General features: G+C 70.2%; 22 protein-coding genes and 1 riboswitch. Of the genes, 9 read left to right on the plus strand and 13 right to left on the minus strand.

Annotated elements, in window-relative coordinates:
• The first annotated feature begins 36 nt into the window (after positions 1–36).
• Complete coding sequence (locus tag PIQ37_RS19465; protein WP_342074726.1) at positions 37–1,992, plus strand: S8 family serine peptidase; 1,956 nt, start codon at positions 37–39, stop codon at positions 1,990–1,992.
• Between the two features lie 37 nt (positions 1,993–2,029).
• Here the strand turns inward: PIQ37_RS19465 and PIQ37_RS19470 are convergent, their stop codons facing one another.
• On the minus strand, positions 2,030–2,410 hold the full coding sequence (locus PIQ37_RS19470; RefSeq protein ID WP_342074727.1) for a VOC family protein: 381 nt from the start codon (positions 2,408–2,410) through the stop codon (positions 2,030–2,032).
• 25 nt (positions 2,411–2,435) lie between these two features.
• A complete protein-coding gene (locus tag PIQ37_RS19475) occupies positions 2,436–3,689 on the minus strand; it encodes an MFS transporter (protein ID WP_342074728.1) in 1,254 nt (417 codons plus the stop codon).
• A gap of 99 nt (positions 3,690–3,788) precedes the next feature.
• On the opposite strand from PIQ37_RS19475, the gene PIQ37_RS19480 reads away from it, so the two are divergent.
• A complete protein-coding gene (locus tag PIQ37_RS19480; RefSeq protein WP_342074729.1) occupies positions 3,789–4,694 on the plus strand; it encodes a LysR family transcriptional regulator in 906 nt (301 codons plus the stop codon).
• A gap of 1,018 nt (positions 4,695–5,712) precedes the next feature.
• On the opposite strand, the gene PIQ37_RS19485 is transcribed toward PIQ37_RS19480, so the two are convergent.
• From PIQ37_RS19485 to PIQ37_RS19505, 5 genes are all read right to left on the minus strand, one after another.
• Positions 5,713–6,045 carry a thioredoxin family protein gene (locus PIQ37_RS19485; RefSeq protein WP_342074730.1) on the minus strand — a complete coding sequence of 111 codons (333 nt, stop codon included), beginning with the start codon at positions 6,043–6,045 and terminating at the stop codon, positions 5,713–5,715.
• Between the two features lie 88 nt (positions 6,046–6,133).
• Positions 6,134–6,694, minus strand: coding sequence for a flavodoxin (locus tag PIQ37_RS19490; protein WP_342074746.1), 561 nt, complete (start codon positions 6,692–6,694; stop codon positions 6,134–6,136).
• Positions 6,695–6,781: 87 nt separating this feature from the next.
• Positions 6,782–7,822, minus strand: coding sequence for a ribonucleotide-diphosphate reductase subunit beta (locus PIQ37_RS19495; protein WP_010340146.1), 1,041 nt, complete (start codon positions 7,820–7,822; stop codon positions 6,782–6,784).
• A gap of 108 nt (positions 7,823–7,930) precedes the next feature.
• Positions 7,931–10,345, minus strand: coding sequence for a ribonucleoside-diphosphate reductase subunit alpha (locus PIQ37_RS19500; RefSeq protein ID WP_342074731.1), 2,415 nt, complete (start codon positions 10,343–10,345; stop codon positions 7,931–7,933).
• Between the two features lie 180 nt (positions 10,346–10,525).
• A riboswitch (cobalamin riboswitch) is annotated at positions 10,526–10,744 on the minus strand.
• Positions 10,745–10,929: 185 nt separating this feature from the next.
• A complete protein-coding gene (locus PIQ37_RS19505; protein ID WP_342074732.1) occupies positions 10,930–11,457 on the minus strand; it encodes a hypothetical protein in 528 nt (175 codons plus the stop codon).
• A gap of 178 nt (positions 11,458–11,635) precedes the next feature.
• On the opposite strand from PIQ37_RS19505, the gene ompR reads away from it, so the two are divergent.
• The 3 genes from ompR to PIQ37_RS19520 all read left to right on the plus strand — a co-directional run bounded on the left by ompR (position 11,636) and on the right by PIQ37_RS19520 (position 14,628).
• Positions 11,636–12,364 (plus strand): osmolarity response regulator transcription factor OmpR, encoded by a 729-nt coding sequence (ompR, locus tag PIQ37_RS19510; protein WP_342074733.1) that lies wholly within the window; start codon positions 11,636–11,638, stop codon positions 12,362–12,364.
• Positions 12,361–13,629: an ATP-binding protein gene (locus PIQ37_RS19515; protein ID WP_342074734.1), complete on the plus strand. Its 1,269-nt coding sequence runs from the start codon at positions 12,361–12,363 to the stop codon at positions 13,627–13,629. Before ompR ends, PIQ37_RS19515 begins: the two co-directional genes overlap by 4 nt.
• A 75-nt stretch (positions 13,630–13,704) precedes the next feature.
• Positions 13,705–14,628: an alpha/beta hydrolase gene (locus PIQ37_RS19520; RefSeq protein ID WP_342074735.1), complete on the plus strand. Its 924-nt coding sequence runs from the start codon at positions 13,705–13,707 to the stop codon at positions 14,626–14,628.
• A gap of 35 nt (positions 14,629–14,663) precedes the next feature.
• Here PIQ37_RS19520 and PIQ37_RS19525 read toward each other — a convergent pair whose 3' ends face one another.
• The 3 genes from PIQ37_RS19525 to PIQ37_RS19535 all read right to left on the minus strand — a co-directional run bounded on the left by PIQ37_RS19525 (position 14,664) and on the right by PIQ37_RS19535 (position 16,561).
• Complete coding sequence (locus tag PIQ37_RS19525) at positions 14,664–15,434, minus strand: SIR2 family NAD-dependent protein deacylase (protein WP_342074736.1); 771 nt, start codon at positions 15,432–15,434, stop codon at positions 14,664–14,666.
• Between the two features lie 163 nt (positions 15,435–15,597).
• Entirely contained in the window at positions 15,598–16,029 is a 432-nt protein-coding gene (locus PIQ37_RS19530) for an organic hydroperoxide resistance protein (RefSeq protein ID WP_017908249.1), read from the minus strand.
• 73 nt (positions 16,030–16,102) lie between these two features.
• Positions 16,103–16,561 (minus strand): MarR family winged helix-turn-helix transcriptional regulator, encoded by a 459-nt coding sequence (locus PIQ37_RS19535; RefSeq protein ID WP_342074737.1) that lies wholly within the window; start codon positions 16,559–16,561, stop codon positions 16,103–16,105.
• Between the two features lie 140 nt (positions 16,562–16,701).
• Here PIQ37_RS19535 and PIQ37_RS19540 point away from each other — a divergent pair, with 140 nt between their 5' ends.
• Positions 16,702–17,100 (plus strand): hypothetical protein, encoded by a 399-nt coding sequence (locus tag PIQ37_RS19540; protein ID WP_342074738.1) that lies wholly within the window; start codon positions 16,702–16,704, stop codon positions 17,098–17,100.
• Between the two features lie 28 nt (positions 17,101–17,128).
• Here the strand turns inward: PIQ37_RS19540 and zapE are convergent, their stop codons facing one another.
• Together zapE and PIQ37_RS19550 are read right to left on the minus strand one after the other, a co-directional pair.
• On the minus strand, positions 17,129–18,226 hold the full coding sequence (gene zapE / locus PIQ37_RS19545) for a cell division protein ZapE (protein WP_342074739.1): 1,098 nt from the start codon (positions 18,224–18,226) through the stop codon (positions 17,129–17,131).
• Complete coding sequence (locus PIQ37_RS19550) at positions 18,223–18,888, minus strand: alpha/beta hydrolase (protein ID WP_342074740.1); 666 nt, start codon at positions 18,886–18,888, stop codon at positions 18,223–18,225. The genes zapE and PIQ37_RS19550 overlap by 4 nt, the downstream gene beginning before the upstream one ends.
• Positions 18,889–18,974: 86 nt before the next feature.
• Between PIQ37_RS19550 and PIQ37_RS19555 the strand changes: the two genes are divergently transcribed.
• Entirely contained in the window at positions 18,975–19,838 is an 864-nt protein-coding gene (locus PIQ37_RS19555) for an EamA family transporter (RefSeq protein WP_342074741.1), read from the plus strand.
• A gap of 196 nt (positions 19,839–20,034) precedes the next feature.
• On the opposite strand, the gene PIQ37_RS19560 is transcribed toward PIQ37_RS19555, so the two are convergent.
• On the minus strand, positions 20,035–21,360 hold the full coding sequence (locus PIQ37_RS19560) for a GTP-binding protein (protein WP_342074742.1): 1,326 nt from the start codon (positions 21,358–21,360) through the stop codon (positions 20,035–20,037).
• 74 nt (positions 21,361–21,434) lie between these two features.
• Between PIQ37_RS19560 and PIQ37_RS19565 the strand changes: the two genes are divergently transcribed.
• Positions 21,435–21,818, plus strand: a complete 384-nt coding sequence (locus PIQ37_RS19565; protein WP_048489181.1) for a MerC domain-containing protein — start codon at positions 21,435–21,437, stop codon at positions 21,816–21,818.
• A 28-nt stretch (positions 21,819–21,846) separates the two neighbouring features.
• Positions 21,847–22,208: hypothetical protein (locus PIQ37_RS19570; RefSeq protein WP_342074743.1), on the plus strand; the 362-nt coding region annotated here is incomplete at its 3' end.

The following is a 22,208-nucleotide window of genomic DNA, read 5'->3' on the forward strand; positions in this document are numbered from 1 at the left end:
TTCCACGCCTTCGTCGATCTTCGCAGAGACACCGCCATGACCCACGCCACCCCGCTTTCCCGCAACCTGCTCGCCCTGTCGCTGGGCCTGGCCCTCGCCGGCACCGCGCAGGCGCAGACCGCCCCGCGCTTCTCGGTGCTGGCCCAGGCCATGCCCGGGCAATCCACCGTCTACGACGGCCTGATCGTGACCTACCGCGACGGCAGCAGCGCCGTCCGCGACCCGCGCGCCGCCAGCGCCACGCTGAACCAGATCATGGCCGCGCGCAGCACCGCCAGCAGCTGGACCAGCACCTACCGGCAGACCGCCCCGGCCTTGAACCGGGTGCGTCGCCTCGCCGTCGGCGCCGACCTGGTGCGGCCCAGCCGCGCGCTGACGCCATCGCAGCTGCAGACGCTGATCGCCAGCCTGAAGGCCGACCCCGCTATCGCGCACGTGGAGCCCAACCTGGTGCTCAAGCCGGTACGCAGCGCCGCGCAGGCCACGGCCAGCGCGGCGAGCGCACCGAACGATCCCGGCTACGCCGTGCAGTGGCACCTGCGCACGCCCGATGGCCACCTGGAAACGCTGGCGCCGGAAACCACCGGCTATCCCAACCGTGGCGGCATCGATCTGTTGCCGGCCTGGCAGTACGGCACCGGCCAGGGCGTGGTGGTGGCGGTGATCGATACCGGCATCACCGCGCACCCGGACCTGGACACCTCGCTGGCCAGCGCCGGCTACGACTTCATCAGCGATGCGCTGATGTCCGGCCGCGCCAGCAACGGGCGCGTCGCGGGCGGCTGGGACACCGGTGACTGGACCACCGACGACAAGTACCTGGTCGCCAACGGCGGCTGTGCGCAACCGCAGGAACAGACCGACAGTTCCTGGCACGGCACCCACGTCGCCGGCACCATCGCCATGCGCACCAACAACGGCATCGGCATGGCCGGGATCGCGCCGGACGCGAAGATCCTGCCGATCCGCGCGCTCGGCCATTGCGGCGGCACCACCGCCGACATCGCCGATGCCATCGTCTGGGCCTCCGGCGGCCACGTCGACGGCGTGCCGGACAACACCAACCCGGCCGAGGTGATCAACATGAGCCTGGGCGGCGGCGGCGCCTGCGCGCAGGATTCGGTCACCGCCAATGCCATCGCCAGCGCGATCGCGCGCGGCAGCGTGGTGGTGGTGGCCGCGGGCAACGACAACGCCGACGCCGCGGGCTATTCGCCGGCCAGTTGCCCGGGCGTCATCAACGTCGCCGCCACCGGCATCACCGGCGGTCGCGCCTACTACTCCAACTTCGGCAACACCATCACCCTGTCCGCGCCCGGCGGCGGCGTGTACGCCAACGATGCGGCCAGCGGCGCGGGATCGGTGCGCACCGGCCTGGTCTGGTCCACCCTCAACAACGGTACCCATGGTCCGGACCAGCCGGCCTACGCCGGCTACGCGGGCACATCCATGGCCTCGCCGCACGTGGCCGGCGTGGTCGCCCTGGCGATCAGCGCGGCGATCAACGCCGGCCGGCCGGTGCCGACGACCGCGCAGATGCGCGACATCCTGACCCAGACCTCCAACGTGTTCCCGGTGAAGCCGATGCTGCGCATCGGCGCCGGCATCCTCAATGCCGGCAAGGCGGTCGCGCGCGCCGCCGGCGCCAGCGACGGCGGCGAGGAGGCCACCGCCACGCCCATCGCGCGCGGCACGCAGAGCCGGCTGTCCGCCGCTGCGGGCCAGGGGCCGCTGTACCGCCTGGATGTCCCGGCCAACGCGCGCAACCTGCAACTGCGCACCCTGGGCGGTAGCGGCCAGCTGCGGCTGTATGTACGTGCGGTGCGCGCACCCAGCGCCGACGGCAACGATGCCGACTACAGCTCGGTGCGCAACGGCACCACGCAGAACGTGCAGATGGCGCTGCCGGCGACCGGCAGCTACTTCTTCCGCCTGGTCGGCGGCAGCGGCGGCTACGCCAACGTGACCCTGTCGGTGAGCTACACGGAGTGACCGAACGCCACGGGCGCTGCCGCGGCGGCGCCCGTGTTCACGACGGGTTGGCGACCTCGATCAGGTTGCCGTCCGGATCACGGAAGTACAGCGACAGGATCGGTCCGCGGGCGCCGGTGCGTTGCACCGGCCCGTCCTCGATCGGCACGGCGGCAGCGCGCAGTTCCTCGGCCACCTGCGCCAGCGGCGTGGCGGTGAGAAAGCACAGGTCGGCCGAGCCCGGCGTCGGCACCCGCGCCTTCGGGTCGAACTCGTGGCCATGCCGATGCAGGTTGATCTTCTGCTCGCCGAACGCCAGCGCCGTGCGGCCTTCGCCGAAGGTCACCACGCGCATGCCCAGCACCCGCGCATAGAACGCGCACGTCGCCTCGATGTCGGCGACGGTGAGGACCAGATGGTCGAGATGGTCGATCTGCATTGCGGAATGCTCGCTGGAGGGCGGCTCACTCGCCGCGCGGCGGATGCGGCCCGAAGCGGCCGTAGGGGCGGCTGTCGTCGGCGCCGCGGCGCAGCACCTGCGCGGCGACCAGGCCGATGCCCAGCAACACCAGACAGCAGGCGACCAGTGCGTTCCAGCCGCCGTGCTGCCACGCCGCGCCGCTGAGCGAGCCGATCACGCTGGCGCCGGCGTAGTACGCCAACAGGTACAGCGAGGCGGCATGCCCCTTGAACTGCCCGCCCAGGCGCCCGACCCAGGCGCTGGCCGCCGAATGCGCGACGAAGAAGCCGATGGTCAGCAGCACGATGCCGGCGATCACCGGCGCCAGCGCATGCGCCAGGGTCAGCGCCACGCCCAGCGCCGCGGTGGCGATGCCGGCCAGCACCACCGGGCCGCGACCGAACCGGTCCGAGGCGGCGCCGGCGACCGAGGACGACACGATGCCGAACACGTAGGCGCTGAAGATCATGCCGAGCTGGCTCTGGCTCAGCCCGAACTCCGGCCCGCCCAGGCGGAAGCCGGCGTAGTTGTAGACGCTGACGAACACGCCCATCGCCAGGAACGGGATCGCGAACAGCCAGGGCAGGTGGCGATCGCGCAGATGCCCGCCCCAGGCGCGCAGGTGGAAGCGCAGGTTCACTCCCTGGCGGCGCACGAAGTGCCGCGATGGCGGCAGCAGCAGCACGAAGCCGACCGCGGCCAGCAGATCCACCGCACTCAGCGTGGCCAGCGCGATGCGCCAGTCGAAGTGGTCGGTGAGCATGCTCATGCCGATCCGGCCGACCATGCCGCCGAAGGCATTGCCGGCCACGTACAGCCCGGTCGCCGCGCCGAGCCGGCTCGCCGGCAGTTCCTCGGCCAGGTACACCATCGCCACCGCCGGTACGCCGCCCAGGGCGATGCCCGACAGCGCGCGCACCACCACCAGGGATCCCCAGTGCGGCAGACACGACGCCAGCAGGTTGAGCAGCGCGGCCAGCGCGATCGACACAAACATCAACCCGCGCCGGCCCAGCGTCTCCGACACCGCGCCAGCGCAGAAGATCGCGATCGCCAGGCCGCCGGTGGCCAGCGACAGCGGCAGCGAACTGGCCGCCGCGCTGAGCCCGAACTCGTGGGCGAATTCGGGCAGCAGCGGCTGCACGCTGTACAGCAGCGAGAAGGTGGCGAAGCCGGCCAGGAACAGCGCCAGGCGGATGCGCAACAGCGGCGCATCGTCCACGGCGTGCACCGGCGGGCATTGGCTGGAGGCGTTCACGGTGTGGGTCGCGGCGGGAAACGGATGGCCAGTATTCGCCTGCCGCCACCCGGCGTCCAATATATGATTTACCCACTCTCCATATGTTCTGGATATGACATGGAACTGCGCCACCTGCGCTATTTCCTGGCCGTGGCCGAGGCCGGGCACTTCACCCGCGCCGCCGCGCAGTTGGGCATCCAGCAACCGCCGCTGAGCCAGCAGATCCGCGCGCTGGAGGAGGAACTAGGCACGCCGTTGTTCGTGCGCACGCCGCGCGGCGCCGAGCTCACCGATGCCGGCCGCGCCTTCCGCACCGAAGCCCGGCGCGTGCTCGTCGACTTGGAACGCGCCGGCGATGCCGCGCGCCGCGCCGCACGCGGCGAGAGCGGCGTGCTGCGGCTCGGCTTCACCGCCTCGGCCGCGTTCAACCCGATCGTGCCGACCCTGGTGCGCGGCTTCCGCCGCGGCTGGCCGGCGGTGACACTGGCGCTGGAGGAGACCAATACCGCCGGCCTGCTTGCGGCGCTGCTGCAGGGGCGGCTGGATGCGGCCTTCATCCGCTACAGCGTGGCCACGCCCTCGGAACTGCAATTGCTCAAGCTGCCCGACGAACCGATGAAGATCGCGGTGCCGGCGGCGCACCGGCTGGCCAAGCGCCGCCGCGCGCCGCTGTCGGCGCTGGCCGGCGAACCCTTCATCCTGTTCCCGCGCAGCTTCGGCACCAGCCTGTACGACGAGATCCTCGACGCCTGCCGCCAGGCCGGCTTCGAACTGAAGATCGAACAGGAAGCGCCGCAGATGTCCTCCATCGTCAACCTGGTGGCCGCCGAACTGGGCGTGTCGGTGGTCCCGGCCTCGACCGCACAGGTGCAGTTGCCCGGCGTGCGCTACCTGGACATCGAAGGCCGCGTGCCGATGGCGCGCCTGGCCCTGGCCGCGCTGCCGGCCACCGCGCAGGCGATGCCGATCGTGCGGCATCTGTGGCAGTTGGCGCAGGGGCATGTGGCGGGCAGGCGTGGGTAGGGGGGGCTGCAGTGCATGGCTGCGCTCTCTTGGCAGAAATGTAGGAGCGGCTTTAGCCGCGAGCTTTTTCCCGGTAGACGAGAGCAAAGGCTTTCGCCCTTTCGGGCGAGTTACTTTTCTTTGCTCGCGCAAAGAAAAGGTAACCAAAAGAAAGCGCGCCCTGCCTTGCGCCCTCCGCGCTGCGCGCTCCGGGTCCGCGGATGCACCGGGGATTCGCGGAAGGGGCATCCTGCCCCTGCCGCGAACGGCGCACATCCATGTGCGCCGCCCTACGGGTTTTTCCCCGGTCCATCCGCCGCTGCGGAAGGGAACCCAGTAAGTCAAAAGCCAACGCAACATCAATAGCAAAAGCAGAAGCTATTGCGGATACAGCGCATACATACATCATTGCAATGGTGATACGCCTGACCTTGGTGCACGCCGGCACAGCCACCTGTATGCCACGCACAACTGCGCCTGTAGCTTCTTCGAAAACCAGCGTCGTTTTGCGCGTCCAACATGATCGACAAGCAACGTGGGCCGCCACGAGCAGCGCATTCGCTTGCGAACGCTGAAATGATGCGGGCGTGCGCTGCAGCGGCAGTCGCTTCGGCGGTTGCTGTTGTTTCGGCTGTTGCTGTTGCTGTTGCTTCGGCTTTTGACTTACCGGGTTCCCTTCCGCAGCGGCGGCCAGCGCGGGGAAAAACCCCGAAGGGGCGGCGCACAGGGACGTGCGCCGTCCGCGGCAGGGGCAGGATGCCCCTTCCGCGGATCCCCGTGATGGACGCGGACCCGGAGCGCGTTAGCGCGGAGGGCGCGTAGGCAGGGTGTGCTTTCTTTTGGTTACTTTTCTTTGCACAAGCAAAGAAAAGTGACTCGCCGCAAGGCGAAAGCCTTGCTTTCGCTTGAGATTTTCTTGTCGGACGAAACAAAGAACCGTAGGAGCGGCTTCAGCCGCGACAGACACTATGGGAAAGCCCGTCGCGGCTGAAGCCGCTCCTACGAGATACGAGATATGAGATACGAGGAACGCGAGCGCTCAACCCAGATGCGTGCGCACCGCTTCGTCGATCTTGGCCGGCGGCACGAAGCCGGGCACCCGCGCCACTTCCTCGCCCTGGCGGAACAGCATCAGCGTCGGCGTCTGGCGCAGGCCCTGGGCGCGGAAGAACTCCTCGCCCACGTCTTCCATCTTCACCTTGAGCAGGGTCACGCCCTGCGCGCTCTCGCCCTCGGCGAAACGCTCCAGCGACTTGTCGAGCATGCGGCAGCCGGGGCAGTTGTCCTTGTTGAAATCGGCCAGCACGCGCGGGTGCGCGGCGAGCGCATCGGCGAACTGTTTGGCACTGGAAACGGTGATGGTGGTGAGCATGGAACGAAACCTTGTCTGATGTCGGAAGAAGCCCGGCGTGCGATGGGGACGCCGGCGATGCCAGGAAAACGGATGAACAACGACGGCGTCAGCCGCCGCCATGCAGCGGCAACACCCTCGCAGCGAAGCCCGCCGCGCCCGCGGAAGCGGGCTCGGCAGCGGCCACCGGTACATCGCCTGCCGATGACGCGCGCGCCGCGCGCAACGCCAGCACCTGCGCGCACCACGCGTCGATCGCCGCGTTGTCGCGGTCGCCATGCGGCATCTGCTCGATCTCCAGTCGCGGATAAGCGCTGTCGAAGAACCGCGCGATGCGCTTGACCGCCCCGCAGTAGTACTCCAGTCCCCACTGCGTCTCGCCGGTACCGAACGCTGCCACCTCGATCGTCTTGCCGGTCGCCTCGACCAGCTCGGCGATGTAACGCTTCATCTCCGACGGCGTGCGCCCTGCGTTGTCGCTCCAACTGCCGAGCAGATGCAGGTCGAAATCCGCCGCGCGCGCGGCGTCGCCGAGCGCACCCTGCAGCGTCTGCAGATCGGTGTGGATCCAGGTCACTTCATGCCCCGCCGCCTCGCACTGCGCATGCACGCGGCGGGCCACGTCGCGGGTATTGCCGCTGAGCGAAGCGTAGGCGAGCAGGATTTTCATGAGGCGGGGATTCGGGATTAGGGATTCGTCAGAGCGCGGAGACTTGCCTTTACCAATCCCCATTCCCGAATCCCCAATCCCGGCTCTTCAGAGATCGTCGAAGCCGTTGTCCGAGTTGGTCTTCTTGTAGCTGGCGTTGCGCATCTCGAAGAAGTCGGTCTTGGTCTCGGTGAAGTTGTCGGCGTAGGCCTTGATCCACGGCATCACGTTGTCGCTGGCGCCGCTGTACAGCTTCTCGATGCCGAGCATGCCGGACATCTTGTTGGCGCGGTACTTCACGTACTGGATCATCTCGTCCACGTCGATGCCCTCGATGCCGTCGAGCACTTCCGAGGACCACTCGGTCTCCAGGCGGATCGCGTGCTCGAAGGCCTGATGCACGTAGTCGGTCAGTTCGTTGGTCTGCAGCTCGGCGTTCTCGCCGATGATGGCGCGGATCAGCTCGCTGATGAACTTGGTGTGGGCCAGTTCGTCGCGGTTGATGAAGCTGATGATCTTGCCGGTGCCGGTCATGCGGTTCTGCCGCACCAGGTTGTAGAAATACGCGAAGCCGGAATAGAAGTTGATGCCTTCCAGGATCGAGGACTGAATCAGCGAGCGCAGCAGGGTCTCTGCGGTCTTCTCGCGCATGAAGTCGTCGTAGGCCTGCATGATCGGCTGGTTGCGCGCGATGATGGTCGGATGCGTGCGGGCGATCTCGAACACGCGGTTCTGGTCGGCCAGGCCGGCGATCGAGGCCAGCACATACGAGTAGCTCTCGTTGTGGATCACTTCCTGCTGGCCGATGATCGCGGCGTTGGCGTGCGCGGCCGGGTCGGTGATGTATTCGGCGACGTTGTAGATGAAGCGCGTCTGCGGCGAATCCAGCGTGGCCAGCAGGCCGATGATCGAGTCGTAGGCGTTCTTCTCGCGCGCCGACAGCTCCCCGTACTGCTTGGCATCGCCCTTCATGTCCACTTCGTCGGGGATCCAGAAGTTGGTCGACAGTTCCTTGTACGCCCGGTAGAAGGACGGGTACGGGATGTCGTTCCAGTTGAGGATGCCGCTGGTGGTGCCGTTGATGATGCCGGTGGAGCGGTTGGGGTGCAGCGGTTCGAGGATCTTGATGCGGTCGAGCGCGATGGCCATGGATGTGCTTCGGTAGTCGGGTGAACGGCGCCGGCGGGCGGCGCGGGAATACGGGACGCGCGCGGCAGGTCAAGCCTGCCGCGCGGCGCGGGCGTCAGACGCCGGCGATCAGCTTGAGCACCACTCGCACTCGCTGATGTCGATGTCGTTGGAACGCACGTAGTAGGTGGTCTTCAGGCCTTCCTTCCACGCGGTCATGTGCAGGTCCAGCAGGGTGCTGGCGCGGATGCCGCTGGGCACGTAGAAGTTGAAGCTGATCGACTGGTCGACGTGGCGCTGGCGGCGCGCGTTCTGGCGCACGCTGGCGAACTGGTCGACCTTGTAGGCGCCCTTCTCGTAGTACGGATAGGTGTCCACGGTCAGCCCCGGCGCCACGACCGGACGGCGGAAGTCCTTCTTCTCTTCGTAGTAGAACGCGCTGTAGATCGGGTCGATCGACGCGGTGGAGCCCGCGATCTGCGCGGTGCTCATGTTCGGCGCCACCGCCACCATCCAGGCGTTGCGCACGCCGTGCACGCTCACCTGCGCGGCCAGTTCCTGCCATTCGGCGCTGTCGTAGCCGCGCTTGCTGAAGTACTCGCCGTTCTGCCAGTCGCTGCCCTTGAACACCTTGTACGCGCCCTTCTCCTTGGCCAGCGCCAGGCTCGCCTGGATGGTCAGGTAGTTGATGCGCTCGTACAGCGAATCGCTGTACGCCTCGGCGTCCGGCGAATTCCAGTCGATGCCCTTCTGCGCCAGCAGGTGGTGCCAGCCGAAGGTGCCCAGGCCGATCGCGCGGTACTTCTGGTTGGTGATGGTGGCCTGCGGCACCGGCAGCTCGTTGAGGTCGATGACGTTGTCGAGCATGCGCACCTGGACGCGGATCAGCCGCTCCAGGATGTCCGGCGACAGCAGGTCCGGCTGCGCGGTGACCGCGCGGCCCAGGTTCACCGAGGACAGGTTGCACACGACGAAGTCGCCGGCCTGCTTGGTGGTGACGATCTGGTCGCCGCTGATCATCTCCTGGATGACCCGCGTCGGGCTCATGTTCTGCAGGATCTCGGTGCACAGGTTGCTGGAATACACCATGCCCTGGTGCTTGTTCGGGTTCATGCGATTGACTTCGTCGCGATAGAACATGAACGGGTTGCCGGTCTCCAACTGGCTGACCATGATCCGCTTGAACATGTCGATGGCCTTGACCACCTTGCGGCCGATGCGCTCGTCGGCCACCACTTCCTCGTACTTGGCGCGGAAGGTGCCTTCGCCGCGCTTCTCGTCGAAGAAGTCCTGCAGGTACCAGCCCTTGACCTCCTTCACCTCGTGCGGGTCGAACAGGTACCACTCGCCGCGGCGCTCCACCGCTTCCATGAAGATGTCCGGCACGCACACCGCGGTGAACACGTCGTGCGCGCGCAGGCGCTGGTCGCCGTTGTTCAGGCGCAGGTCCAGGAACGCCTCGATGTCGCGGTGCCAGATGTCCAGGTACACGGCGATGGCGCCCTTGCGCTGGCCGAGCTGATCCACCGACACGGCGGTGTTGTTGAGCTGCTTGATCCACGGCACCACGCCGCCGCTGGAGTTCTTCACCCCGCGGATCGCCGAGCCGGACGAACGCACGTAGCCCAGGTAGGCGCCGACGCCGCCGCCGTGCTTGGACACGCGCGCCACGTCGGTGTTGGAGTCGTAGATGCCCTGCAGGCTGTCGTCGACGGTGTCGATGAAGCAGCTCGACAGCTGCCCGCCGATCTTGCCGGCATTGGCCAGGGTCGGCGTGGCCACGGTCATATACAGGTTGGACAGCGCCCAGTAGGCCTCGCCGACCAGCTGCATGCGGCGCTCGCGCGGCTTCTCGTCCTGCATCAGGTACAGGGCGATGGTCAGCCAGCGCTCCTGCGGCAGCTCGTAGACCTTGCGCGAGTTGTCGGTGGCCAGGTAGCGCGTGGCCAGCAGGTACAGGCCGTTGTAGGCGAACAGCTTGTCGCGCTCCGGATCGATCATGCGGCCGGCTTCGGCCAGTTCGTCCTTGGAGTAGTTCTTGAGGATGTCGATCGAGTACACGCCGCGGTCGGCCAGACTTTCCTGCAGGCCGACGTAGGAACCGTACTTCTCGCCGGCATCGTAGAAACGGTTCTTGCTGGCGCGCTTGTACAGGCGGTCCAGGTACAGGCGCGCGGCGAAGTACTCCCACTCCGGCGTGGCGATGTCCACGCGCGACTCGGCCTCGCGGATCAGGTAGTCGACCATGTCGTCGGCCGACAGGCTTTCCTTCTTCTCGATGAAGGCGAAGGCCTTGCGCTCGTAGTCGCTCACGTCCAGCTGCGGGAACTCGGCGTGGATCCGGTCCAGGGTGCGCTGCAGGCGCGAGCGGTCGAAGGCCATGCGGCGGTTGCCGCCGTCCTTGACGATCCAGGTCACGGCGCGCTGGTCGTTGCTCGGCTCGCTGCTGGCCGGCTGCTCCGGCTGGGCAGTGGCGGCAGCGGCCGTGGGGTCGACGGCGGCGTCGACGGACGCGGTGGCCGGCAGGCTGTGGGTCTGGCTCATGAAGGTCTCCAAGCGTGGTGCACGCGGCCGCCCGACCCTCGCAGGCAGCGGTCCGACCGGGTCGCAGGTGGGCAGGCGGTGTCGCGAAGACTGCAAACGGCGCAGGCACCGGGCCTGCGGGCGGTCATCGCTGCACCGACCCTCTCCCCCCGGAGAGCGCGCGGTCGGCGCCGCGCGGTGTGCTTCGCGCGGCTGTCGGCAGGTCTTCGGGCTGATGGGCAACGGCCGTGGCCGGTTCCTAGCCCGTCGCTTCCCAAGGCGGGCGCCTCAGTGCGGATGACGGGTTCGTTCCCAATTACCGCTGCGGGGCAGCGCCGGAGTTGGCGTTGGCACGCCGCACCGGCTTCCCTTTTGATCCCGCGGCTTGGGGCCGCCGGAACCGACCACCCCAAGATAGTGGGGTCGGCCGACGACGTCAACGCTAAATGTAGGTGGAATTACGAAAACCTAAGCCTGGCAACGGTTTGCCGATGGCAGCCGATTCCGGCCCCGCCGCGGCAGCCATTCTTGGCCGTGACGGGGCCGTGAAGCCGACCGCGGACAGGGGCCTTCCTGCCCTCGAACATCCCGACCCGCACCCTCGCCTACGGCCGGCACGACACCACGGTGCCGCTCGCATCCGTGCAGGTGCCGGTGTGGACGACGCTGCCGTCCTGCACGCTGGTGCTGCCCTGGTAGCTGCCCTGCGTGCCATCGACGCTGCTCTGGCGGCTGCCGCTGAGCGTGCCGTCGGCGGCCCGGGCCAGGCTGCCGCTGCTGCTCGCGCTGGCACCGTCGGCGCGCTGGACGCTGGCACTGCCCTGGCGGCTGGCGCTGCCGTCGGCGTTGCGCTCGGCGCTGCCCTGGCGCGTGGCGCTGCCGCCGGCGGCGGTCGTGCGGGTAGCGGCGCTGCGCGCGCTGGCGTTGCCCTGGCCATCGGCCTGCCATTGGCGGGCGCGCTGCACGCTGCCGCGGGCGCCGCTGGCGCTGGCCTGCACGGCGGCGTGGCGGGCGCCCTCGGCGCCGCCGGCGGTGCGCGTGCGGGTGTGTTCGCGTGCCGGTGCACTGGGCGCGACCAGGACGCCGGCGGCCAGGGCCAGCAGCAAGGGAGTGATGCGACGGGACAGCGACATGGCGTTCTCCGGTGACGGCAGCGGCGTGCTGCCGAGCGTCACCGTAGCCATGGCGCCGGCGCCGCGGGCGCCGCATCGGCCAGCAAATGTTGCCGAACGCCGCGGCGGAAACATCCGCTTACAGTTGCGCCGCGGCGGCCGTTGCCGCGGGGCCGCGGCGCAGCCGATAGTGGCGTCCATGGACGATGCCGCGCCCGCTCCCCGCCTGCTGCTGGTCGACGACGACGACCGCCTGCGCGCCCTGCTGTGCCGCTACCTGGAGAGCCAGGGCTTCGCGGTCAAGGCGGTGGCCGACGGCGTGCAACTGCAGCAGGCGCTGGCGCGCGGCCACTACGACCTGGTGGTGCTGGACCTGATGCTGCCCGGCGAGAACGGCCTGGAGATCTGCCGGCGCCTGCGCGGCCAGGGCGACGCCACCCCGATCGTGATGCTGACCGCCAAGGGCGACGAGATCGACCGCATCGTCGGCCTGGAGATCGGCGCCGACGACTACCTGCCCAAGCCGGTCAACCCGCGCGAACTGCTGGCGCGGATCCGGGCGGTGCTGCGGCGTTCCTGCCCGGGCGGGGCCGGCGCGCCGCAACCGGAGGGCGGCGAGATCGGCTTCGGCCGCTTCCGCCTGCATCTGGGCCGGCGCGAGCTGCGCCGCGACGGCGAACCGCTGAAGCTGACCACCGCCGAGTTCGCGGTGCTGTCGGTGCTGCTGCGGCACCCGCAGCAGCCGCTGAGCCGCGACCGCCTGTCCAGCCTGGCGCACGGCCGCGAACACGAGCCGCTGGGGCGCAGCATCGACGTGATCGTCGCGCGGCTGCGCAAGCTGCTGGAGGACGACGTGCGCACGCCGCGGCTGATCCAGACGGTGTGGGGCGTGGGCTATGTGTACGTGCCGCCGGAGCCGCAGGCATGAGCGCGCCCGCCTCCCGCGCCAGCGGCTGGCCGCGCAGCCTGTTCGGGCAACTGGCGCTGGTGATCGCGCTGGTGCTGGCCGGCGCCGGCCTGCTGGCGCTGCTGCTCGGCCGCGAACTGGCATTGCGGCCGGCGGCGCAGCAGCAACTGCGCATGCTGCACGGCTTCGCCAATGTCGCCGAGGCGCTGCAGCGCTCGCCGGCCGCCGCGACGCTGGCGCCGGCGTTGCGCGAGGCCGGGCTGCAGCTGCGCAGCGCGCCGCCCACCGCCAGCGCCGCCGGCCCGTTGGCCGACGCGATGCAACGCCGCGCGGCCGACCAGCTCGGCCCCGGGCGCGCGCTGCGCCGCGACGCCGACGGCACCCTGTGGCTGCAACTGGCCACGCCGACCCCGCTGTGGGTGGCGTTTTCCAGCCAGCCGCGCGGGCACGGCCTGCGCCGGTTCTCGGTGGCGATGCTGGCTGGCTGCACGCTGCTGGTCTGGCTGGCCGCTGCGCTGGTCGCGCGGCGCCTGGTGCGGCCGCTGCGACAACTGGCGCAGGCCGCCCCACACCTGGTCCGCGGCGAACAGGCCGCACCGATCGCCACCGGCGGTCCGCGCGAAGTCGCCGCGCTGGCGCAGGCGCTCACCGAGGCCAGCGCCGACGTGCGCCATGCCGCGGCCGAGCGTGCGCTGCTGCTGGCCGGCATCTCCCACGACCTGCGCACCCCGCTGACCCGGCTGCAGTACTCGCTGGCGCTGCTGCCGCAGGTGGAGCCGGAACTGCGCGAGGGCATGGAGCGCGACATCGGCGAGATCGACGCGATCCTGGCGCAGTTCATCGCCTACGCCCGCGACGGCCGCGACGAACCGGCCGTAGCGCTGGATCTGGTCGACCTCTGCCGGCAGGCGCTGGGCGCGGCGCAGCCCGGCTGGGAGGCCGTCCTGCCCGCGCAGGCGCCGCTGCACGGGCGGCCGCTGGCGCTGCAGCGCGCGCTCGGCAACCTCATCGGCAATGCCGAACGGCACGGCGCCGCGCCGTTCCAGCTGCGCCTGCACGGCGACGGCGGCGATGGCTGGCGCATCGAGGTGCGCGACCACGGCCCCGGCCTGGACCCGGCGCTGGCCGCGCGCGCGCCGCAGCCGTTCGTGCACGGCGGCCACGGCGGCAGCGGATTGGGCCTGGCGATCGTCGAGCGGGTCGCACGCCAGCATCGCGGCCAGTTGCTGCTGCAGCCCATCGCCCCACACGGCCTGTGCGCCGTCCTGCACCTGCGTCCGGCATGAACCCGGCGCGCGCCGACGCACGTACGCGTCGGTCGCGCCACGCCCCTCCTCTCCGTCCTTCATGGAGTGATCCGCATGCACCTGTCCCGCCCCTCGCCCACCCACGGCCTGCTCGCCTTGGTGCTGCTGCTGCCGTTGCTCGCCGCCCCCGTCCACGCCCAGGACGGGCGCCTGCGCGCCCGCCTGCTGCAGCGCCTGGCCACGCGCGACGGCGCCGACGGCGCACGTGCGCCCTTGCCCGCCGGCGCGCAGGTGCTGCGCGACGTCGCCTACGGCCCGGACCCGGCGCAGCGCATGGACGTGTACCTGCCGGCCGGCGCGCGCCAGGCGCCGCTGATCGTGATGGTGCACGGCGGCGGCTGGGCCGACGGCGACAAGGACAACCCCGGCGTGGCCGCCAACAAGGTCGCGCACTGGCTGCCGCAGGGCCACGTGCTGGTGTCGGTGAACTACCGTCTGCTGCCGCAGGCCACGCCGCTCGAGCAGGCAGAAGACGTGGCGCGCGCGGTCGCGCGGATCCAGCAACTCGCGCCGCAGTGGGGCGCCGACCCGGCGCGCCTGGTGTTGATGGGCCACTCGGCCGGTGCACACCTGGTGAGCCTGCTGGACCTGTCGCCGGACCTGCTGGCGCAGGCCGGGGCGCGCCGCCCGCTGGGCACGGTGGCGCTGGACAGCGCGGCGATGGACGTGGAGCAGGTGATGCAGCAGCGGCATCTGCCGCTGTACGACCGCGCCTTCGGCAGCGACCACGGCGACTGGATCGCCGCCTCGCCGTACCACGTGATGGGCGCGAGCGCGCCGCCGCTGCTAGCGGTGTGCTCCAGCCGCCGCGCCGATGCCTGCGCGCAGGCGCGCCATCTGGCCGCCAAGGCCAACGGCCGCGGCATCCGCGTCGAGGTGCTGCCGCAGGACGCCAGCCACGCCGAGATCAACCGCGACCTGGGCCTGCCCTCGGCCTATACCGCGGCGGTGGACGCGTTCCTGCACACGCTGCACTGAGCGTCGCGCATGGCGTCCGTGGCCGGCAAACGCGCTCAGGCCACCATGCACTGCTGCAGCAGCAACGGCAGCGCCACCGCGGCGCTGTCGCGCCAGTGCAGATCCGCGCGTGCCGACAGCGCGCTGGGTTCGGGATTGATCTCGACCACGCAGGCGCCCCGCTCCTTGGCCTGTAGCGGCAGGCTGGCGGCCGGATAGACCAGGCCGGAACTGCCGATCACCAGCACCAGGTCGGCGGCGTCGGCCGCGCTCTGCGCGCGCGCCCACTCCGCCGCCGGCAGCGCCTCGCCGAACCACACCACGCCCGGGCGCACCGTGCCGCCGCAGGCCGCGCACACCGGCGGCGCCAGGCGCTGGCTGGGCGAATGCACGTCCACCGGCGGCAGCAGCCCGCGCCAGGGCTGGCCGCAGTCGCTGCAGCGCAGCGCCGACAGGCGGCCGTGCACGTGCGCGGCGACCTCGCTGCCGGCGCGCTGGTGCAGGTCGTCCACGTTCTGGGTCACCAGGGTGGTGTGGCGGACCTCGGCCAGGCGCGCCAGCGCCAGGTGCCCGCCGTGTGGTTGCGCCTGCGCCACGATCGCCATGCGCCAGCGGTACCAGCCCCAGACCAGGGCGGGGTCGGCACGCCAGGCGTCCTCGGTGGCCAGTTGCTCGGGATCGAAGCGCGACCACAGGCTGTCGTCCTGGCCACGGAAGGTCGGCACCCCGCTTTCGGCGGACATGCCGGCACCGGTCAGCACCAGCAGACGGCGCGCGCCCTGCAGGAAGGCGGCGACGGTCTCGGCGTTGTAGGCGGAACTGAGCATGGCGCGCTCGATTTGATCAAGCTCACACTATTGCACCCCCACGGGGTGGTCTCAATGTGCGTGGCAACACGCGCGGCGCCCACAACGCGAACGGGCGGCCAGTGGCCGCCCGTGGTGTGTCGCCCTGGACCGGCGCAGGCGCCGGCCCGGACATCGCGCTGGCTCAGTCGAGCACGACCAGCTTGACGTCGATGTTGCCGCGGGTGGCGTTGGAGTACGGGCACACCTGGTGCGCCTTCTCCACCAGCGATTCCAGCGTCGCACGCTCCAGGCCCGGCGCGGCGATGCGCAGTTCCACGGCGATGCCGAAGCCGCCCGGGATTTGACCGATGCCGACGTGGCCCTCGATGCTCGTCTCCGCCGGCAGCGCCACCTTCTCCTGCCCGGCGACGAACTTCAGCGCGCCGATGAAGCAGGCCGAGTAGCCGGCCGCGAACAGCTGCTCCGGGTTGGTGCCGTCGCCGCCGGCGCCGCCCAGCTCGCGCGGGGTCGACAGCTTGACGTCCAGCGCCTTGTCCGGGGTGGCGGCGCGGCCGTCGCGGCCCCCGGTGGCGGTGGCAGTGGCGGTGTAGGCGATGGTGGTCGGTGAAGCCATGGTGGTTCTCCTTGGAGGGCGGCGTCGTGGCGCCAGGGGTGTAGGGGGTTGGGTGATCGGGGAAGGGAATCGCTCAGGCCGCGGCCTGCAGCTTGCCGCGCACCTCTTCCAGGTCGTGCTTGAGCCGGGTCAGCTGCTGCAGGTCGCAGGCGACCGCGCACAGCACGCCTTCCGGCACCGCCTGCGCACGCGCACGCAGGGCCTGGCCGTCGGCGGTCAGCGCGATCAGCACGCGGCGCTCGTCCTCGGCGGCGCGACTGCGGGTCAGCAAGCCGACCGCTTCCAGGCGCTTGAGCAACGGGGTCAGCGTGGCCGAATCCAGGAACAGCTTCTCGCCGATGTCCGAGACGCTGCGCTGGTCCTGCTCCCACAGCACCAGCATCACCAGGTACTGCGGATAGGTCAGGCCGAGGTCGCGCAGCAGCCCGCGGTAGAGCTTGTGCATGGCCAGGTTGGCCGAATACAGCGCGAAGCACAGCTGGGTGTCCAGCTTCAGCAGGGCGGTGGCGTCGGGGGGAGTAGTGCGGTCCATGGGCGCCACATTACATAGTGCGCGATTTAATAGCAAGCGATATTTTTACCCCGCCGACTCCTCGCTGAAGCGGGCGCCGCCCTCCCCTCGCGCGGCCAGCGGCGCAGGACGACGCTGCGCGCAACTCGAGGAGCTTCCGCATGCGCGCATCGTTCCTGCTGCTGGCCGCGCTCGGCGCTGCCCCCGCGGCGCCCAAGGCCGTGCCCAACACCCTGCCCGATGGCCCGGTGCTGGTCGGTGCAGGCGCCGACGCGCTGGCCCGCGAAACCCGTCGCCAGTGCCCGGGCGTGCCGACCGACCGGCTCACCCCGGCCGATCTGCTCGACGCCGAGGAGACCTTTCGCGATGGCGTGTCGGCGGCGCAGCGCCAGGCCATGGACCGGCAGTTGCCGCAGGACGGCGCGTCCGGACCCGCCCGCTGCGCGCACAGCGCAGGCGGCGCCGGTTGCCCGGCGGCCGCCTATCTGGAAGAGATCGCCGGCGCGGGCCTGATGCCGCGCTTCGCCGCCGGGCTGTGTGCGCCCGGCGCGGTGCGCTGAGCGCGCGCCGCGGACATCGGCTCTGCGCTCAGACCCGGTGCGCCGCAGCCAGGTACTCGGCGCTCTGCATCTCGATCAGGCGCGAGGCGGTGCGCTCGAACGCACCGGCCAGGCGCTCGCCGGTGTACAGCAGCGGTGGCGGATCCTGCGCGGTGCAGACCAGGTTGACGTGGCGGTCGTACAGTTCGTCGATCAGGTTGACGAAGCGCCGCGCCGCGTCCTCGTTCATGCGGTCGAAGTGCGGGATGCCGCCGAGCAGCACGGTGGTGAATTCGTGCGCGATCTCGATGTAGTCGCTGGGACCGCGCGGGCCTTCGCACAAGGCGACGAAATCGAACCAGACGATGCTCTTGCCGCGCGCGCGCACCGGGATCTTGCGCCCTTCCAGTTCGATGTTGCCGCGGCGCGCCTCGGCATTGCCGGTCAGCGCGCTCCAGCGCTCGCCCAGCCAGGCGTCGCTGTCCTCGGCCAGCGGCGCGCGGTACACCGGCGAACGGGTCAGCGCGCGCATGCGGTAATCCTCGGTGCCCTCGGCGTACAGCTCCACGCAATAGGTCTGCAGCAGGCCGATCGCCGGCAGGAAGCTCTCGCGCTGCAGGCCGTTGAGGTACAGGTTCTGCGGCGCGGTGTTGGAGGTGGTAACCAGGGTCACGCCCTCGGCGAACAGGCGCTCGAGCAGGCGCGACAGCAGCATCGCATCGCCGATGTCGGTGACGAAGAACTCGTCCAGCACCAGCACGCGCAGCCGGCTGCGCCACTCCTGCGCGATCTTCGCCAGCGGATCGCTCTGCCCGGCGTGTTCGCGCAGGCGCTCGTGCACGCCGCGCATGAAGCGGTGGAAATGCGTGCGGTACTTCCGCGCGATCGGCAGACCGTCGTAGAACAGATCGACCAGGAAGGTCTTGCCGCGGCCGACCCCGCCCCAGAAATACAGGCCGCGCACCGGCTCGGGCTTTTTCCAGAACGCCGACAGCCGGTCCAGCCAGCCCTCCTGGTCGCCGTCCACGATCGCGGCATGGATGCGGTCCAGTTCGGCCAGCGCCGCGTGCTGGGCCGGATCGTCGCGCCAGTCGCCGCGCGCCACGCCCTCGGCGTAGCGCTGCGACGGCAATGCCGCCGCGCTCACGCCTGTGCCGCCGGCAGCCAGGCCTTGACCGCGTGCTGCAGGGCACCGCGCAGGTCGATCAGCTTGCGATGGAAGAAGTGGCTGGTGTCGGGCATGCGCACCAGTTCCGGCTGTGCCTCCAGGGTCTCCAGCCAGTCGTACACGGCCTGCGGATCGACGATCTCGTCGGCCTCGCCCTGGATCACCAGCCACTGCGGCGGCGGCGCCATGCCGGAAAAATCCCAGCGTCCGGCCGGCGGCGCGATCGAGATCAGCACCTGCGGCTGCAACGCGGCGCTGGCGCGCAGCGAGACGTAGGCGCCGAAGCTGAAACCGGCCAGCCACAGCGCGTCGTACGGACGCTGATCGCGCACCCAGGCGGCCACCGCGGCCAGGTCCTGCTGCTCGCCGTCGCCGTGGTCGAAGCTGCCGGCGGACGCGCCGACGCTGCGGAAGTTGAAGCGCACCACGCGCACGCCCAGCTCGCGCAGCGCGCGCGCGACCATGGTCACCACCTTGTTGTGCATGCTGCCGCCCTCGGTGGACAGCGGATGACAGACGATGGCGGTGACCGGCAGCGCGGCGACGTCGGCGTCGGGCAGATCGACCGCGGCCTCGATCGGGCCGGCGGGGCCTTGCAGCGTCAGTGCGCCGGAAGCGGTGGGGAAAGCGGGAGAGGTCATGCGGTCATAATACCGGGGCTGGGTCGCGGCCACATGCCGAAGCGGTGCACGCAGCGTTCTTTTTCCTCCCGATCCGGATCCTGCGTGTGGTCTTCGTCCTGTTGAGTGTGGTGTGCAGCGTGCTGGTCTCGGCGCTGCTGAAGCTGGCGCCGCAGCGGCGCATCGACCTGGCCCAGGCGGTGACCTGGAACTACCTGGCGGCGCTGCTGCTGTGCACCGCCCTGCTGCAGCCGCCGCTGGTCGCGCTGGGCGATGCGCACACGCCGTGGGTGTCGCTGCTGGCGCTGGGCGTGTTGCTGCCGAGCCTGTTCCTGGTGCTGGGCCGCGCGGTGGCCAACGCCGGCATCGTGCGCACCGACGCGGCGCAGCGGCTGTCGCTGCTACTGTCGCTGGCGGCGGCCTTCCTCTGGTTCGGCGAACGCGCCAACGGCGCCAAGCTGGCCGGCCTGGCGCTGGGCCTGCTGGCGATCGCCGGCATCGTGCAGCGGCCGCAGGCGGCCGCGCACAGCACCGCACGCACCACGCCGTGGCTGCTGCTGGTGTGGGTCGGCTTCGCCGCGATCGACGTGCTGCTCAAGCGCATCGCCCAGGCCGGCACGCCGTTCGCCGCCTCGCTGCTGGTCGCCTTCGCGCTGGCCTTCGTGCTGCTGCTGGGCGTGCAACTGTGGCGCCACCTGCGCGGCACCGCGCCGTTGGCCTGGCGCAACCTCGGCGCCGGCCTGCTGCTGGGCGCGATCAACTTCGGCAACATCCTGTTCTACGTACGCGCGCACCAGGCCCTGCCGGACAGCCCGGCGAGCGTGTTCGCGGCGATGAACCTGGGCGTGATCGGCCTGGGCACGCTGCTCGGCATCGCCGTGTTCGGCGAACGCACCAACCGCTGGAACCGCCTCGGCCTGCTGCTGGCGGTACCGGCGATCGTCCTGATCGCGATGGGCGCGCGCGGCTAGCCTACAGCGCTCCTGCGCATCGACGCGCGACGTCCGCATCCCACCCGCCTCAGCGCATCCAGGCTGGAGACGGACAGCCGCACATCGGGCAACGGCACCGGAATCACACTGGGGCGCCCTGGCGCAGGCAACGAACCCTCAGCGCCCGCACCCCGCTCTTACGATTCCCCAATCCCGATTCCCGACTCCCAGCCCCTCAACGCCTCCACACCGGAAACGGATCCTCCAAGCCCTGCCACACCACCGGCCCCTGCCGCAGTTCGGCATCGTCGAGCAGGCAGGCATCGAGTTCGGCACGCACCCGCGCCTCGTCCAGGCCGACGCCGATCACCGCCAGTTCCTGGCGGCGATCGCCCCACAGCGGATGCCACATCGCCCGCAGCGCCGCGTACTCGCGCGCATCGCCGACCTCCTCGGCCTGCGGCGGCGGCGCATTCCAGCACGCGGTCTGCTGGCGCTGCCAGCCGAGCTCGGTGTACGGCAGCGGCGATGGCGGCAGCGCCAGCGGCGTGTCCAGCAGGCCGCGGTCCACGCGCTCGCGCGCCGCGTACCAGAAGCCGGCGGCCTGGGTCTGGGTGGCTGCGCCGACGATGGACAGTTCGCCGACCCAGTCCATGCGGCTGGCCAGCCAGAAGAAGCCCTTGCTGCGGATCACGTCGCGCAGGCCACGTTGCGCCAGTCGCGCGAAGCGCAGCGGATGGAACGGCCGGCGCGCGCGATAGACGAAGCTTTCGATGCCGAACTGCTCGGTCTCCGGCGCGTGCTCGCCGCGCAGCGCCTGCATCCAGCCCGGCGCCAGCTGCGCGCGCACGAAGTCGAAGCGGCCGGTATCCAGCACCAGCTCCAGCGGCACGTCGCCACGGCTGGCCTCGACGATGCGCGCATCGCGGTTGAGCGCGCGCAGCACCGCGCGGGTACGGTCGAGGGTGGCCGCATCGGCCAGGTCGGCCTTGCTGATGACGATCACGTCGGCGAACTCGATCTGCTCCACCAGCAGGTTGACCAGCCCGCGATCGTCGTCGTCCCCGGCCTGCAGGCCGCGGTCGGCCAAGCGCTCGGCCGAGCCGAAGTCGCGCAGGAAGCTGACCCCGTCGACCACGGTGAGCATGGTGTCCAAGCGCGCGACGTCGGCCAGGCCGCGACCGTCGGCATCGCGCACGGCGAAGGTCGCCGCCACCGGCATGGGCTCGGAGATGCCCGTGGATTCGATCAACAGGTAGTCGTAGCGGCCGCTCTCGGCCAGGCGCTGCACCTCCTGGCGCAGATCGTCGCGCAGGGTGCAGCAGATGCAGCCGTTGCTGAACTCGACCAGGGTCTCTTCGGTGCGGCTGAGCGCGGCACCGCCGTCGCGGATCAGCGCCGCGTCGATGTTGACCTCGCTCATGTCGTTGACGATCACCGCCACCCGGCGCCCATCGCGGTTGTGCAGCACGCGGTTGAGCAAGGTGGTCTTGCCGGCGCCAAGGAAGCCGGACAGCACGGTGACAGGGAGGCGGCGATCGGAAACGGCAGCGTTGGACATGGCGGGCATCGGCGCGGAGGCGTGGCGGGCTGGAAATGTTACTATATAACACTTGATGCATTGGAGTGGACGTCATGAAATCCCTGCCGCAATCCTTCTTCGACGCCTCGGCGATGGTGTTGTCCGGGCTGTGCCTGCTGCACTGCCTGGCGTTGCCGTTGCTGGCCGCGGCGCTGCCGTTGTTCGGCGTCTGGGCCGAGGCCGAGTGGGTGCACGTGGTGTTCGTGGCGATCGCCGCGCCGTTGGCGGGGCTGGCACTGTGGCGCGGGCACCGGCGCGACGCGCTGCCCTGGCCGCTGTGGACGCTGGCGGCGCTGGGCCTGCTCGGTCTGCTGGCCGGCGCCTTCGGCATTCCCGACGAGGCCAGCGAGACCGCGATGACGGTGTGCGGCAGCCTGGCGTTGGCCAGTGCGCATCTGTGGAACTGGCGCCGGCACCGGCGGCGTTGCCGGCATTGAGCACGGGCGCACACGCACGCTATGCCGCATGGCGCATGACGTGCGGTCGCCGAACGGCAACATGATCAAGGCGCGGTTTGCTGTGGCTGTCGCCTTGGCAGCTGCCGTTGCCTTTGCAGTTGCCGTCGCTTTGGCAGTTGTTGCTGTTGCTCTGGTTGTTGCTCTGGCTTTTGACTTACCGGGTTCCCTTCCGCAGCGGCGGATGGACCGGGGAAAAACCCGAAGGGCGGCGTACATGGATGTACGCCGTTCGCGGCAGGGGCAGGATGCCCCTTCCGCGAATCCCCGGTGCATCCGCGGACCCGGAGCGCGCAGCGCGGAGGGCGCAAGGCAGGGCGCGCTTTCTTTTGGTTACCTTTTCTTTGCGCGAGCAAAGAAAAGTAACTCGCC

Origin of the sequence: Xanthomonas protegens, from assembly GCF_038442435.1 — a bacterium.
GTDB classification, from domain to species: domain Bacteria; phylum Pseudomonadota; class Gammaproteobacteria; order Xanthomonadales; family Xanthomonadaceae; genus Xanthomonas_A; species Xanthomonas_A sontii.

What these genes read in the sequence shown, in the direction of transcription:
- PIQ37_RS19465 (WP_342074726.1), top strand. Translation starts at nt 37, where the DNA reads ATGACCCACGCCACCCCGCTTTCCCGCAACCTGCTCGCCCTGTCGCTG.
- PIQ37_RS19470 (WP_342074727.1), bottom strand. Translation starts at nt 2,410, where the DNA reads ATGCAGATCGACCATCTCGACCATCTGGTCCTCACCGTCGCCGACATC.
- PIQ37_RS19480 (WP_342074729.1), top strand. Translation starts at nt 3,789, where the DNA reads ATGGAACTGCGCCACCTGCGCTATTTCCTGGCCGTGGCCGAGGCCGGG.
- PIQ37_RS19485 (WP_342074730.1), bottom strand. Translation starts at nt 6,045, where the DNA reads ATGCTCACCACCATCACCGTTTCCAGTGCCAAACAGTTCGCCGATGCG.
- PIQ37_RS19490 (WP_342074746.1), bottom strand. Translation starts at nt 6,694, where the DNA reads ATGAAAATCCTGCTCGCCTACGCTTCGCTCAGCGGCAATACCCGCGAC.
- PIQ37_RS19495 (WP_010340146.1), bottom strand. Translation starts at nt 7,822, where the DNA reads ATGGCCATCGCGCTCGACCGCATCAAGATCCTCGAACCGCTGCACCCC.
- PIQ37_RS19500 (WP_342074731.1), bottom strand. Translation starts at nt 10,345, where the DNA reads ATGAGCCAGACCCACAGCCTGCCGGCCACCGCGTCCGTCGACGCCGCC.
- PIQ37_RS19505 (WP_342074732.1), bottom strand. Translation starts at nt 11,457, where the DNA reads ATGTCGCTGTCCCGTCGCATCACTCCCTTGCTGCTGGCCCTGGCCGCC.
- ompR (WP_342074733.1), top strand. Translation starts at nt 11,636, where the DNA reads ATGGACGATGCCGCGCCCGCTCCCCGCCTGCTGCTGGTCGACGACGAC.
- PIQ37_RS19515 (WP_342074734.1), top strand. Translation starts at nt 12,361, where the DNA reads ATGAGCGCGCCCGCCTCCCGCGCCAGCGGCTGGCCGCGCAGCCTGTTC.
- PIQ37_RS19520 (WP_342074735.1), top strand. Translation starts at nt 13,705, where the DNA reads ATGCACCTGTCCCGCCCCTCGCCCACCCACGGCCTGCTCGCCTTGGTG.
- PIQ37_RS19525 (WP_342074736.1), bottom strand. Translation starts at nt 15,434, where the DNA reads ATGCTCAGTTCCGCCTACAACGCCGAGACCGTCGCCGCCTTCCTGCAG.
- PIQ37_RS19530 (WP_017908249.1), bottom strand. Translation starts at nt 16,029, where the DNA reads ATGGCTTCACCGACCACCATCGCCTACACCGCCACTGCCACCGCCACC.
- PIQ37_RS19535 (WP_342074737.1), bottom strand. Translation starts at nt 16,561, where the DNA reads ATGGACCGCACTACTCCCCCCGACGCCACCGCCCTGCTGAAGCTGGAC.
- PIQ37_RS19540 (WP_342074738.1), top strand. Translation starts at nt 16,702, where the DNA reads ATGCGCGCATCGTTCCTGCTGCTGGCCGCGCTCGGCGCTGCCCCCGCG.
- PIQ37_RS19550 (WP_342074740.1), bottom strand. Translation starts at nt 18,888, where the DNA reads ATGACCTCTCCCGCTTTCCCCACCGCTTCCGGCGCACTGACGCTGCAA.
- PIQ37_RS19560 (WP_342074742.1), bottom strand. Translation starts at nt 21,360, where the DNA reads ATGTCCAACGCTGCCGTTTCCGATCGCCGCCTCCCTGTCACCGTGCTG.
- PIQ37_RS19565 (WP_048489181.1), top strand. Translation starts at nt 21,435, where the DNA reads ATGAAATCCCTGCCGCAATCCTTCTTCGACGCCTCGGCGATGGTGTTG.